Here is a 13,912-nt window from a genome sequence, read left to right as displayed (position 1 = left end):
ACCCCTTGAAGACGACGAGGTTGATAGGTTCGGGGTGGAAGCACAGCAATGTGTGGAGCTGACGAATACTAATCGGTCGAGGGCTTATCCTAAAACAACCCCAAAAAGTGAAGTTAAGCGTTGTAGCTTATGCCGATTACTTTTCGGGGACCCCGGTGTGAAGACCGGAAAATCGCTTAAAGATGAAACAAAAACTTTCGCATTCAGTTTTCAAGGCGCAAAACCTTGAATAATACATACGGAGCTGTGGTGTAGAGGCCTAACATGCCTGCCTGTCACGCAGGAGACCGCGGGTTCGAATCCCGTCAGCTCCGCCATTTTTACCAAGTTTTATGCCGGTGTAGCTCAGTTGGTAGAGCAACTGACTTGTAATCAGTAGGTCGTGGGTTCGACTCCTATCGCCGGCACCATTTCTTTTTAAATCACTAACTCGATCATTTATGATCGGGTTATTTTTTTTTTATTAAATGTGGGTCCATTGTGAGTTTAGTATAATTTCTTATGTGATCTATTGTAAAATAAGCCTAATTGGATTTCTCTGAGGGGGATGAGATATGGAGCTTTTAAGCGTTCCTTATGAACAGAAATTCATCATGAGGAACCTTATGGAACTCTATCAATACGATACGAGTATTTATGAGGAAGAGCATGATAACGATGTTAATGAATATGGCCTTTACGATTATAAGTATATAGATCATTATTGGACGGAAGAGGGGCGTTATCCCATCTTTGTTGTTCATTCAGGAAAACTTGCTGGGTTTGTTTTAGTAAGAGAAATAAAAGGTGAAGATGCCTTTTCAATGGCAGAGTTTTTCATTTTAAGAAAATATCGAGGTCAAGGATTAGGTAAACAAGCGGCAACTACCGTTTTCAAGAGGTTTAAAGGGAAATGGGTAGTAGCTTGGCTGGAAAATAATTTACCTGCACAAGCATTTTGGATAAAGACAATTGCAGAATACTCAGGAGATAACTTTACGGAAACTACTAGTCAGGGCAAGCCTGCGCTGCAGTTTTATTCTTAAAGAACTAGGGGAATATAGGAGGCATGATGAAAGGTTTAAAACTTAGCATATTGGATTTGGTTCCTGTGTTTGAGAACACGAATGACACTTACGCACTTGAACAAGCTGTCTTACTTGCCCGAACTGCCGAACAGCTGGGCTACACTCGTTACTGGGTCGCTGAACATCATGGCATGCCATATTTAGCTTGCCCTTCTCCGGAAGTCTTTTTAGCTCATATCGGAGCTCGGACGGAACGGATTCGTATCGGCTCAGGTGCGCTGCTATTGCCTCATTATAGCCCGCTGAAAGTCGCAGAGTCATTTCGTCTGCTCGCAAGCTTATACCCGGGACGGATTGACCTGGGTCTAGGGCGTGCACCTGGGGGGAATGCACATGCCAGTATGGCTCTTAGCGGTAACTTCTTGGATAATGTAAGGAAAATGCCGGATAAGCATAAGGATGTAGCGGAGTTGCTTCAGGGCAGTTATACCTATGAAGGCGAGCCTGTTGACGCACGACCAAGCCCTCTTGTTCAGCCAGAAGTGTGGCTCTTAGGAACGAACAAGAAAAGCGCTGAATACGCGGCGGAAATGGGTATGGGATATGTTTTTGGCCAATTCATGAGTGATGTGGAAGGCGAAGAAGTGCTGCGGACCTATCGGGAATCGTTTGTCCCTTCTCCGCTATGCTCTGAGCCGAAAGCTATCGTGACGATTGGCGTCATATGTGCCGATACAGAGGACGAGGCTATGCAGCTTGCTAACAGCAGCACTACATTGTTTCAAAAGGATTTGCCAGATGGGAAAGCGGAAGCATACTCGGAACGGAAGCTGCTTGTGGGAACCCCAAGCTCAATCAAAACCCGTCTAGAGCAGATGACAAAAATGTACGAAGTAGATGAATTCATGCTTGTCACCATGGTGCCGCACTATAACAAACGACTTCGTTCTTATGAATTGCTTGCTCAGGAATTATGGAATGCTTAAATCAGATAATACCGCCGCAATAGACCCGATCGTTTATGATCGGGTTATTTTTTTGCGGAAAATACCAAAAGAAGAAAAAAATAATGAGAATTCACGAACAGGCAATAATAGGTAATGCACATATTTAGGATTCGTTATCGATGTTTAGTATTCGTTATATCGTACAAACCCGCTATCCAGTAATGTTAATGGTGCTCAGAAAATTTTTCGACGAGAATCGACGATAGTTAAAACGATTTCGTTTGAAGGAGAGTAAAGTGAGGCATGAAGCTCAAGCTTTTACAGTCCGGAACGACAGGATTACTTATCGTTGCAGCTTTGACCGGATGTGGCTACAGCCAAAAGGCGGAACAGGACAGCTTCGGAAGTTCCGGAGGGGGTTTAGAAGGACGCACGATTACGTTCGTAACCGGCTCCCATCCATGGGTCGATGTGATTAAGCCGTTACTGCCTGAGTTTGAGAAGGAAACGGGCATTAATGTGCGGATTCAAGGTTATTTCGAAGACCAGTTGACTCAGAAGCTGACCGTTCAATTTACAGCCCGCTCAGAGACACCGGATGTATTTATGTACCGGCCATTGCAGGAAGGAAAGCTGTTCTTTCGTAACGGATGGCTTGAACCGCTTGATGCTTACGCCACACATGATGTGGATTACGATCTTGGCGACTTCTTGCCGCAGGCGATCCGTTCTTCAACAGTTGACGGCAAGCTGGCCGGCATTCCGATCGTAACGGAACAACAAATATTGTATTACAGAAAAGATTTATTAAATGAAGCAGGATTAGAGGTTCCCAGCACAATTGAAGAGCTCAAGGAAGCGGCGGCAAAGCTGCATCATCCTGATCAAGGGGTGTACGGCTTTGTAGCAAGAGGACAGAGAAGTCCACTTGTAACGCAAGTCTCGTCGTTCCTTTACTCGGAAGGAGGCGACTTTATCCAGAACGGAAAAGCGGCGATTAATACGCCCGAGGCCATTAAGGCATTCGAGACATATGGTGGTCTGCTAAGAGATTACGGACCTCCAAATGTAATCAACATGTCATGGCCTCAGGCGAGTGCGTTTTTTGCGAACGGGAAGGCTGCGCTCTACACGGATGCGAATTCGATCTACCGAGCGGCGCTTGATCAGGAACAAACTAAGGTGGCTGGTAATGTCGGATTTGCACCGTTCCCAGCAGGGGCTGAAGGGCCGATGCCCTATAACATCACCTCTTGGGGGCTTGCCATTAACCCGAAGTCGGCAGATAAAGAAGCAGCATGGGCATTTATCGAGTGGGCAACAGGTAAGCAAATGATGCTGCTCACGCAGCAAGCGGGTAATCCAGGACCAAGAACATCAGTGTGGAATGATCCGCAAGGAACGATTGGTTTTCCGAAGGAGCTTGCTGCTGTATTCAAGCAAACGATCAACGGCGGTGTTGATCATGATCGTCCACAGACGGTTGATGTAGCTGCAGCACGGGAGCAAGTCGGCAAAATCGTTCAAATGGTTATCACAGGTGAGTCTGATATTCAAGAAACCGCTAATCAGGCAAATGCCGCTTTACAGGACATTCTTGATAAGGAAGCGGAGTAAAATGATGCCACGCCGACTGTCGATTTTCAACAAGATAGCCTTAACCATTGTTCTGCTGCTTGTGCCAGTCTTGTTGCTTTACGGTTACTCCAATCGGATTGCAACTGGAGTAGTAGAGAGTCAAATGCGTTCATCCAATTTGAGCAAACTTATTTTTTTCATGGATCAATTAGATGGAACGATGGAAAATTTATCAATGTTTCCGGTTATTCTAAGCGATGATCCGCATATTCGTGATTTTATGTCCTCTGGCACAAGCGAAACGGAAAGCGGTTTAAAAGCACAGGCGAGAGTGACGGAAAAGCTAAGCCTTCAAAGTGTATCCAGCCCCTGGTCGAATGATCTGACGTTTTCTTTTCCCGGGAAACATCTCGTATTATCGTCGAACATTTATTTGAATGGTAGTAGAGCCTGGTCACCGGATAGAAAGATTCAAATCAATTGGGCCTATGAACAGGACAGTTCTCGTGGCTATCCGATTCGTACGTTTGTCCGTGAGACTGGAGTTCCAGCTGCTGCGGCAAAGGTTGGAGAAGCTGATGCGGTGTTTCAGGTCCGTTTTCCAGTCCAAAATATTAGCGATATGCTCGATGTCTACAAAAAGGAAAATCGAGGGGATCCGTTTCTTTTTCACCCGGATACAGAGCTTGTCCACAACAGCACGTATGTAGAAGTGGCTTCAGCTGATGTGATCCAAGAACTAGGAAACGGAGCTTTAGGCCAAAATGGCCAGCAAAACTTGAAGATGGACGGACAAACGTATCTGGTCAGTTATGTAAAGTCGCGTCAATTAGGCTGGTATCTGGTTGATTACGTACCCGTTGAGCGAATTGTTTCTCCAATTATAAAGGCGCGTAACTGGTTTTATGGCTCGATCGGTTTTCTTATTCTGCTTGGACTGCTTGCATCTGTATTGCTCTATCGTAACGTGCAAATCCCTTTATCTAGTATGATAGCAGGCGTAAAACGGATGAAGAGCGGCGATTTGTCGTGGCGAATTGGATACAAAGCGAATAACGAATTTGACGAGCTGATCCGGCACCACAACGAAATGGCTGGTCAGATTCAGAACTTGATAGAAGATGTATACACGGAAAAACTCAGATCCAGGGAAGCAACTCTGAAGCAATTGCAGTCGCAGATTAATCCTCACTTCCTATATAACTCGCTGTTCTTTATTATTAATTCCGCTGCTATGGACGACCGCGAAGGAGTTATTTCGATGTCTGAGAATTTGGCGGAGTTTTACCGCTACACGACCAAGGTGGATAACCAGCAGTCCACTGTAGGTGAGGAACTCGAATTCGTTCGCCATTATTTGAACATCCATACCCTGCGGATGGGAAGACTAACCTTCGATATGGAAGTACCAGATGCCATGCTGAATGAGCCTCTGCCTCGTCTCACCTTGCAGCCGATTGTCGAAAATGCAATTGTGCATGGTGTTGAGGGACGAGTAGGTGGCGGCCGCATCGTTATTACCGGGCGACAGGAGGGGCCTTATAACTATCTCGAGGTCGCTGATAATGGAGCAGGTATGACAAGTGAAGCACTGCTTCGACTGAAGTCACAGCTGGATGAGAAGATGACCGATGAGATCGGCTGCGGTACTTGGAATGTTCATCAGCGTCTTCGTGGCCGGTTCGGGGAAGGCTCAGGCCTTCATTTCCGGCATGGGGACGGGGAAGGTCTTGTCGTTACCGTAACCTGGTTGAAGCTAGAATATCGGCTGGAGGGTGGTGAAGCGTAGATGGCTCAGCTCTTAATTGTGGATGATGAGGCGCATGTCGTTGACCGTCTGGCAGCGACAGTCGATTGGAAATCAGTTGGCATCGATCAAGTATATAAAGCTTATTCTGGTCAGGAAGCGATTGAGCAGCTTCATCAGTTCTCAGTTGATATCGTCATTACTGATATCCGTATGCCGGGAATGTCCGGGCTTCAGCTCATCGCCGAAATCGACCAGAAGTGGCCGAAGACAAAAAGTATCCTGTTGTCGGGTTACTCGGAGTTTGAATATGCCAAGCAGGCTATGCAGTTCCAGACCGAGGATTATTTGCTTAAGCCGGTAAAAACGGATGATTTGCTGGCAACTGTGGCTCGTGTACTACGCAAGCTGGAGCAGGAGTGGGAGGAAGTCATCTCCGCTCAGCGGATCAATTATACCCTGAAGGAGCATCTGCCGCTGCTGCGAGCTAATTTGCTGCATGAACTGCTTCAGGGACGGGACGGGACGAAATGGCATGAAAAAATGATGCGGCTGGAGCTTGGCGAATTTGCTTGGCAGCGGTTTTCATTAATGGCTGTTCGGCTGGATGACCGGTTCGACGATCCTTCTGGAGAGGACCTCTCCTGGAAGGAGTATGCGATTTCCAACATGGCAGAGGAGCTGTTCGGCGGCAGATATGCCTTATGGCATGCGAAGGACACTCATGATTATCTCATCTTCCTGCTAACCGCGAAGCAAGAAGCGGAAGGGGATGATCCAGGCTGGATTGAGCGTACAGCATCGGTATTGCAGTCTGCTGTAGGTGTTTACCTAAGGGGACAAGTTTCCATTATGGTAAGCGGAACAGGTGTTTTTCCCGATGATGTACCTGCTTGCTACAATCGAGCGATCACTGCTTTCCGCAACCGGATCGGGGATGAACCGGAACAGTTCATGCGGCTGGACGACGAGAAAGATGTTGTGGCGGGGGTACGATCGCTGGAATACTTGTACGAGCCTCCGGCATTAGTTCATTTGTTAGAGGCTGCCCGCTGGGAAGCTGTGGAGGAGAAATATAAACGGATTTTCACAGGGCTGGAGAGCGGAGAAGCGATTTCTGAAGAGCATTTGCTCGAAATTTATTTTACGATTGCTTCTGCTTATACTTTTATCGCCCATAAGAACGGCCGTCTTCTAGCTGACACACTTGGTGCCGATTACGGCAGAATGACGACGGGTATGCCATTCCGAACGATTAATCATCTTCGGGAATGGGCCTTCCGTACGCTTAAGCTGCTGCAAGAGGATATGGCGAAGGAAACGAAGGATTCCCGACATTCACTGATTGAGAGAATAAGGAGCTTTATCGATGACAATGTTACTGGTGACTTGTCACTGCAATCGGTGGCTGATCAAGTGAAGCTCCATCCGGTCTATGTGTCCAAGGTGTACAAGCTGGAAACAGGTGAAAACATAAGTGATTACATTCAGCGTGTGAAGATGGAAGAGGCGGAGTCGCTGCTTAAACATAGTGACGAGAAGGTTTATGTCATTGCTGCTAGGCTCGGTTATCAGAGACCACATTCTTTCATCAGCGCGTTTAAAAAAACGTTCGGTATGACACCTCAGGAGTACCGCGACGGACATACATCATAGGTTTGAACCAAATAAGGAGGAATACATCATGTTGCTATTTATCGTACTTGCAGCGATCGTTGTGCTGCTTCTACTCATTACGGTTGCTAAATTAAATCCATTTGTCGCTCTTATTATTACGGCAATTGGGACGGGGCTGGCGGCGGGGATGCCGATTATGGCCACGGAGGATCAGACAGGTATTATCGATTCCATTAAGACGGGGATGGGTAATACACTTGGATTCTTAGCGATTGTACTTGCTCTGGGCACAATGCTCGGTAAAATGATGGCCGAATCTGGCGGAGCTGAGCGTATCGCCCGTACACTTATTGGCCTGTTCGGGGAGAAGAGAGTCCATTGGGCAATGATGTTCGTGGCGTTCATCGTCGGCATACCGGTCTTTTTCCAAGTTGGCTTCGTATTGCTTGTACCACTCTTGTTTACGATCTCCAAACAAACGGGACTTTCGCTGGTTAAAATCGGTGTACCTCTGGTCGCGGGCTTGTCCGTTGTTCATGGTCTTGTGCCGCCACATCCGGCTGCTATGGCTGCAGTTGGTATTTTTAACGCTGATATTGGTAAGACCATTTTGTATTCGGTTATCGTTGGTCTTCCTACGGCTATCATTGCAGGACCGCTGTATGGCAGCTGGATTGGTAAACGGATTCATAAAGAAGTGCCGAAGGAAATGGGCGATCAGCTTTCTGAGACGGTAGAGAATAAAAAACTGCCTGGTTTTGCTAACACACTTATTACGATTTTGATTCCAGTGTTCCTCATGCTTATCGCAACGTTCGCAGATGTCTTTGTTGAGAGCGGTTCGCTCGCGAAGGATAGCAATCTGTTCCTGGCTGCTAAGTTCGTCGGCGATCCGGTTGTAGCCCTCTTGATCGCAACGGTATATTCGTTCTTTAGCTTAGGGTATGCGCGGGGAATCAGCCGCGAGAAAGTGTTGAAATTTACGAATGACTGCCTTGCGCCAACAGCGACTATTCTGCTTGTTATTGGTGCAGGTGGAGCTTTTAACCGCGTACTGCTTGATTCCGGTATTGGCGACTATATCGCTGACCTGGCTACTTCGTCTAATGTGTCTCCGATCCTGCTTGGTTGGGGTATCGCGGCAATGATCCGTGTCGCTACCGGTTCTGCTACTGTGTCGATGATGACAGCGGCAGGGATTGTTGCACCAATCGCAGCGGCTATGCCGGGAACAAATGTGGAGCTGCTCGTATTGGCAACAGGTGCTGGCTCGCTCATATTGTCCCATGTGAATGACTCTGGCTTCTGGCTGATTAAAGAATATTTCGGCATGACGGTTAAAGAAACACTTCTGACATGGACAGCGCTTGAGACAATTATTTCGGTCGTTGCGCTTGTGCTTATTATGGCTTTGAATACGGTGGTTTGATAGAAAGGAGAGAAACCAATCATGGCTTCCTCTTATGTAATTGGAACGGATATCGGAACAACGAGTACGAAATCCGTGTTATTTGATAAAGGTGGGCGTGTCATTGCGACCCATACGATAGAATACCCGCTATACTCACCGAAGTCGGATGTTGCGGAGCAGGATCCGGATGAGATTTTCCGTGCGGTAGTTGGTACGATCAAGGAGGTCGTAGCGAAGGGCGGTGCTAAGCGGGAAGGCGTGCTGTGTGTGTCGTTCAGCTCAGCAATGCATAGCGTCATCGCTGTTGATGGCGAAGGCCGGCCGCTTACACGGTGCATCACTTGGGCGGACAATCGCAGTGCGATGTGGACGGAACGGATCAAGAACGAGATGAACGGTCATCAAATTTATTTGCGTACGGGTACACCGCTGCATCCTATGTCTCCACTGTCCAAGCTCGTGTGGCTGCGGAATACGGATCCAGAGCTGTTTGGACGCACGCATAAGTTTATTTCCATCAAGGAATACGTGTTCCATCAGCTGTTCAAACGGTATGTTATCGATTATTCGATTGCATCAGCGACAGGTATGTTTAATCTAACCCAGCTTAACTGGGATGCGGAAGCGCTGCAGGTAGCAGGTGTTACACCGGATAGATTGTCCGAGCCTGTGCCAACGACTTACGCTATGGAAGGAATAGAGGAGAATTGGGCAGCCGAAATGGGATTGCCAGCCTCTACGCCATTCATTGTAGGAGCAAGCGATGGTGTATTATCCAATCTTGGCGTTAATGCGATTGAGCCAGGAACGGTTGCTGTGACGATCGGGACAAGCGGAGCGATCCGCGCTGTTACCGATAAGCCGGTGACGGATCCGAAGGGACGGATCTTTTGTTATGCACTTGCCGACGATATGTGGGTAATTGGCGGGCCGGTTAACAATGGCGGAATGATCTTCCGTTGGCTCCGCGACCAATTGTGTTCCGCAGAGACGGAGACAGCAAAGCGGCTTGGCAAAGACCCTTACGATATTTTGACGGAGATTGCCGCACGGGTGCCAGCTGGTGCGGATGGTCTGTTGTTCCATCCTTATTTGGCAGGAGAGAGAGCGCCGCTCTGGGATGCGAATGCAAGAGGCTCGTTCTTCGGACTTGGTCTGCAGCATAAAAAGGAACATATGATTCGGGCAGTCCTGGAAGGTGTTATTTTCAACCTGTTCACAGTATATATGGCGCTTGAAGAGCTGATTGGCCACCCGACAAAAATTCAGGCAACTGGCGGCTTCGCGCGTTCAGAGCTGTGGCGTCAAATGATGGCTGATATTTTTGAGCAGGAAGTCCATGTTCCTGAAAGCTTCGAGAGCTCTTGTCTCGGCGCAGCAATCTTAGGACTGTACAGCATCGGAGAAGTCGATTCTCTGCATGTGGTCTCAAGCATGATGGGGACATCTCATAAGCATCTGCCTGAACAAGGCAATGTGGAGAAGTATAAAGAACTGAGCCGGATTTATGTCCGGATTTCACGGCTACTAACTTCGGAATATAAGGAAATTGCGGCTTATCAGAAAAAGTGGATGTAATGAAGAAGGAGCTTGCCTATGGCAGGCTTCTTTTATTTACCCAGAGAAAAGGGACATCCGCCGATGTCCCTTTTGATTTATTTGATAGCTGTTTCAGACTGATTGGCAAAGAGAATGCGATAAACCTGCTCCATATCCAGATGATTGCGAACATGATCGGCCAATCGATCAAAGGTCTCAATCTGCCTGCTTCGGAATGGCAATATGTCTTCGATTGGAGCTAATTCTTTGTACGCGCGGACCATATTCAGGTACTGTCTTCGGAAGGTGTCGTTATGAAAGAGACCGTGTAAATACGTCCCGAAAATCCGGCCATTCTCTGAGATGACTCCTTCAGATTGACCGTTTATGGAGAGAAGAGGATTCACCTGCGAGAGTGGAGTTGTCTGCCCCATATGAATCTCGTAGCCTACAATGGCTTGTCCTTGCATAGATGGCCAATTGGGATGGGGAGCGGCTATAGTTCCGCTTACTCGTTCCGTTCGTTTGTCCATATAGAAGGTCGTGGCAAGCGGCAAATAACCTAGTCCATCAACTTCATCGTGTACCGATTCGACCTGCAGCGGATCATACAGCTTGCGACCGAGCATTTGATAGCCTCCGCAAATTCCGACGAGGAAGCTGCCTTCCGAGACCCGTTTGGCGATAGCTTTTGCTATGCCGGTCTGCTCGAGGAAGAGCAAATCATCAAGCGTATTTTTTGAGCCTGGAATAATGATGATATCCGGTTTTCCGAGTTGCTCTGCACTCTCTACATAACGAAGCGAGATGTCCGGTTCTGCTGACAGAGGATCAAAGTCGGTGAAATTGGAGATACGAGGCAGTCGGATAACCACAATATCTATCTCTTTATCTTCGTTCCTTTCCTGTTCCTGCAGCTTCTCTAGCACGACAGAATCTTCAGCCTCAATATCAAGCCTTGGCAGATGAGGGATAACACCAAGCACCGGAATACCTGTACGCTCCTCCAGCCAATCCAGACCAGACTGCAGAAGGCTGATGTCGCCGCGGAATTTATTAATAATGAATCCTTTTACCCGGTTGCGTTCGTCTTCTTCCAGAAGCTCTAACGTTCCAACAATAGAAGCAAAGACGCCGCCTTTATCAATATCTGCGACCAGCAGGACAGGGGCATCTGCCCACTCGGCCATGCGCATGTTCACAATATCGCGGTCTTTGAGATTAATCTCGGCCGGACTTCCGGCTCCTTCCAGAACGACGATATCATATTCTGCACGAAGGCGGTCTAGTGCATCTGTCACAATTTCTTCGGCAAGCGGTATATACTCCTCTCTGTAACGCCATGCGCTCATTTCTTCCAGCGGCTTGCCGTGTACAACAATTTGCGCCTTCATTTCTCCAGTTGGTTTGATCAGAATCGGATTCATATCCGTCGTAGCAGCAATTCCGCAGGCTTCTGCCTGGACGCCTTGTGCTCTGCCAATCTCCTTGCCGTCAAGTGTAACGTAGGAGTTCAGCGCCATATTCTGCGATTTGAAAGGTGCGGTCTTCCATTTGTCCTGAACGAAAATACGGCATAGAGCCGTAGTCAAAACGCTTTTTCCTACATCAGAAGCTGTTCCTTGCACCATGATGGTTGCTGCCCGTTTCAAGCTTTTACCTCCTTAAAAATCTTGTATCTTCATATAAACCATGTCTATCGATGGATGTCAAAGTTTAATTGATAGTTGGATGAGATGATGCTGGAAAACTCATACATTAGATATATTGAACATATACAATATGAGTGATATATTATTTTACAAATAAAGCGCTTACATTAATATGGAGTCATTCATTGCGCTTATTGGGCATCAAGACGTCGGCACACTTCAGTTAAGGGTGAAGGCAGGTGGTAGGAGAGAAATGTGAAGAATGTTCTCGGCAACAGGTGAGACTCATCAGTTCTGGCCAGAGATCGACCACTCATGTGGCAATTCTTTATTAGGAGGAAATGGCAATGAAATGGAATAAAAAGCTAGGAGCAGCCTTACTAGCAACGGTTATATTGGCTGCATCTTCTCCATTTACAGGGGGGCTGCCGAAGGCGGAAGCTTCCGGATTGGCATGGCCAACAGGGCAAATTCTTCCGTCTTTTTCAACTCCTGCTTCCACACTCGATGTTATGAATCTTGTAACCGATTATAAATATGAGGCGGAGGGCACACAGGTTGGACACGGTACCGGACATTTGGACGGCAACGGCTGGCTAGCTCAAACGTCAATTGATGCTCCTAATAAGCACATGGTATACGGGCCTTATGCTACCGATATTCCAGTAGGAGCGAATCAGGCATTCTTTGATATGATCATTGATAATAATACGGCCAATAATGATCTCATTGTCACGGTTGATGTCAGAGACAATACAAACGGACAAATATTGGCCACACGAGATATTACTCGTCAGCAATGGACGAAGGTGGGCTCTTATGAGCGATTCACATTAAACTTCAATAATCCGACAGCCGGACACGCAATCGAATTTAGGGTCTATTGGTATGGGCGAGCATATACCAAAGTAGATGCCGTTGGAACAAGTCTGCAGGGCAAATCAGACGAAGCCGTCGTATTCACGACTCTCAAAGGGCTTGTCAACAAAACGCAGCCAAGAATCTACACCTACGATGATAACGTTAAGAATGAGGATGGGAAAGACAAATGGCTGAATGATTTGGGTATCGGTCATACAGATGTGGCAGATAATTGGTCGCTGATCACCAAATACGCCAGCGAAATTAACGGGATTGTCGTCTATGATAATGCCGTTCCTGATACGGTGAACTTGGCTACAACGATTGCATCACAATCCGGCGGCATTGTAGCACCACCAAGTCTGGTAAGTAAGTTGACCTCTGCACCTTACAATCTGCCAATTTTGGATGACTTGCGTGGAGACTTCAGCACAAAGCTTCAGGTTTATCAATATTTGCATGACCATTATTGGTCCTCGCTGTCACATAGACTCCTTATCGGCTTAAATCCGGGAATTAAAGGGGCTTTACGCGATTATGCATTGGCAACCGGGGCGGCTGTCGTATGGCTGGATCCTTCTGTGCCCGCCGAAAAAACGCTGCTGCAAAGTTTCTTCTCCGATATGCCGTATGGCAGCGGAGTTTACATGGGATGGTGGCCGGATGAGGCAATAGGTGTTCAAGCCGCTTCCGAATATGGCATTTCTACAATTGCCAGCGACTGGTCCTCCAATCTGACCGTATTCGGCGGCACTTCTAGAACGGTTAATGTAAAGCCGGTGCCGACTAAACCAACGCTGCAGAACAAGATTTATGTCTCGCTTATATTGAGTGACGGTGATAATTTGCAGTATATGGAGCATCGATTTAAGAAAATATGGGATTCTCCTAACCGTGGAGCTGTGCCGCTGGGCTGGACAGTATCTCCTGCCATGCTTGATGCAATGCCAGGCGTGCTGAATTATTTGTACAATAGCGCTACACCTAACGATGCACTTATAGCAGGGCCATCCGGTATCGGCTATACGTATCCCAATTCTTGGGGGAATCAAACGTATCTGAATAGTTTCGTAGCTTTATCTAATGATTACATGAGTCGTGCGGGGTTAAGGGTCGCAACCATCTGGAATACGATTACCGGCGGCATTAATGCAAACGTTGGGAACAGCTTTGCCCAATACGCTCCGTCGTTATTAGGCTTAACTGGTCAAAACGCTGGCGGCCCGATCACCATCTACGGCAACTCACTGCCAACTCAAGGACTAAGTGCGACATACTGTTACTCTCAAGCAACGATCATCTCCGAGATTAATAATGCGATTGCTGGATGGAACGGAACAGCACCACGTTTTGTAAGTATTCAGTCTAATCCTTGGGATGTTTCATACCAGATGATCGTCAACGCGGTGAATAACTTCAGCAGCAACAGCAATATTGTGTTTGTCAGACCAGATACGTATTTCCAATTAATGCGGGAACAAAACAATCTGCCGATTAATCCTTAACTGATTGGTGAGAAAAAGGGGTGCATGGAGACATGCATCTCTTTTTAA

The 13,912-nt window shown here is 47.3% G+C and carries 9 protein-coding genes, 2 tRNA genes and 1 rRNA gene; 11 read left to right on the top strand and 1 reads right to left on the bottom strand.

The window, feature by feature from the left end; translation table 11 throughout:
• The 10 genes from FHS17_RS23495 to gntK form a co-directional block, all read left to right on the top strand.
• Nucleotides 1-92, top strand: a 23S ribosomal RNA gene (locus FHS17_RS23495); the annotation flags it as partial.
• Between the two features lie 148 nt (nt 93-240).
• Nucleotides 241-317 (top strand) — tRNA-Asp (locus FHS17_RS23490).
• A 17-nt stretch (nt 318-334) separates the two neighbouring features.
• Nucleotides 335-410: transfer RNA gene (locus FHS17_RS23485), tRNA-Thr, on the top strand.
• A 144-nt stretch (nt 411-554) separates the two neighbouring features.
• A complete protein-coding gene (locus FHS17_RS23480; protein WP_167280887.1) occupies nt 555-1,025 on the top strand; it encodes a GNAT family N-acetyltransferase in 471 nt (156 codons plus the stop codon).
• Nucleotides 1,026-1,048: 23 nt separating this feature from the next.
• Nucleotides 1,049-1,993, top strand: coding sequence for an LLM class flavin-dependent oxidoreductase (locus FHS17_RS23475; RefSeq protein WP_415639835.1), 945 nt, complete (start codon nt 1,049-1,051; stop codon nt 1,991-1,993).
• A gap of 264 nt (nt 1,994-2,257) precedes the next feature.
• On the top strand, nt 2,258-3,571 hold the full coding sequence (locus FHS17_RS23470; RefSeq protein ID WP_167280886.1) for an ABC transporter substrate-binding protein: 1,314 nt from the start codon (nt 2,258-2,260) through the stop codon (nt 3,569-3,571).
• A 1-nt stretch (nt 3,572) separates the two neighbouring features.
• Nucleotides 3,573-5,321, top strand: a complete 1,749-nt coding sequence (locus FHS17_RS23465) for a sensor histidine kinase (RefSeq protein ID WP_243865506.1) — start codon at nt 3,573-3,575, stop codon at nt 5,319-5,321.
• Entirely contained in the window at nt 5,322-6,935 is a 1,614-nt protein-coding gene (locus FHS17_RS23460; RefSeq protein WP_167280885.1) for a response regulator, read from the top strand.
• Between the two features lie 28 nt (nt 6,936-6,963).
• On the top strand, nt 6,964-8,325 hold the full coding sequence (locus FHS17_RS23455) for a GntP family permease (RefSeq protein ID WP_167280884.1): 1,362 nt from the start codon (nt 6,964-6,966) through the stop codon (nt 8,323-8,325).
• An 18-nt stretch (nt 8,326-8,343) separates the two neighbouring features.
• On the top strand, nt 8,344-9,885 hold the full coding sequence (gntK, locus tag FHS17_RS23450; protein WP_341805905.1) for a gluconokinase: 1,542 nt from the start codon (nt 8,344-8,346) through the stop codon (nt 9,883-9,885).
• Between the two features lie 77 nt (nt 9,886-9,962).
• Here gntK and FHS17_RS23445 read toward each other — a convergent pair whose 3' ends face one another.
• Complete coding sequence (locus FHS17_RS23445) at nt 9,963-11,498, bottom strand: cobyric acid synthase (protein ID WP_279590388.1); 1,536 nt, start codon at nt 11,496-11,498, stop codon at nt 9,963-9,965.
• A 347-nt stretch (nt 11,499-11,845) separates the two neighbouring features.
• Here FHS17_RS23445 and FHS17_RS23440 point away from each other — a divergent pair, with 347 nt between their 5' ends.
• Complete coding sequence (locus tag FHS17_RS23440) at nt 11,846-13,864, top strand: GxGYxYP domain-containing protein (RefSeq protein WP_243865505.1); 2,019 nt, start codon at nt 11,846-11,848, stop codon at nt 13,862-13,864.
• Nucleotides 13,865-13,912 lie beyond the last annotated feature (48 nt).

The sequence above is a fragment of the Paenibacillus lupini genome (assembly GCF_011761355.1).
Lineage (GTDB): Bacteria > Bacillota > Bacilli > Paenibacillales > Paenibacillaceae > Pristimantibacillus > Pristimantibacillus lupini.
Note: the sequence above shows the minus strand (reverse complement) of the source record. Positions and strands in the feature narration are given on the sequence as shown.

Coding starts and splice junctions, on each gene's coding strand:
- FHS17_RS23480 (WP_167280887.1), top strand. CDS start 555: ATGGAGCTTTTAAGCGTTCCTTATGAACAGAAATTCATCATGAGGAAC.
- FHS17_RS23460 (WP_167280885.1), top strand. CDS start 5,322: ATGGCTCAGCTCTTAATTGTGGATGATGAGGCGCATGTCGTTGACCGT.
- FHS17_RS23440 (WP_243865505.1), top strand. CDS start 11,846: ATGAAATGGAATAAAAAGCTAGGAGCAGCCTTACTAGCAACGGTTATA.
- FHS17_RS23455 (WP_167280884.1), top strand. CDS start 6,964: ATGTTGCTATTTATCGTACTTGCAGCGATCGTTGTGCTGCTTCTACTC.
- FHS17_RS23465 (WP_243865506.1), top strand. CDS start 3,573: ATGATGCCACGCCGACTGTCGATTTTCAACAAGATAGCCTTAACCATT.
- FHS17_RS23470 (WP_167280886.1), top strand. CDS start 2,258: ATGAAGCTCAAGCTTTTACAGTCCGGAACGACAGGATTACTTATCGTT.
- FHS17_RS23475 (WP_415639835.1), top strand. CDS start 1,049: ATGATGAAAGGTTTAAAACTTAGCATATTGGATTTGGTTCCTGTGTTT.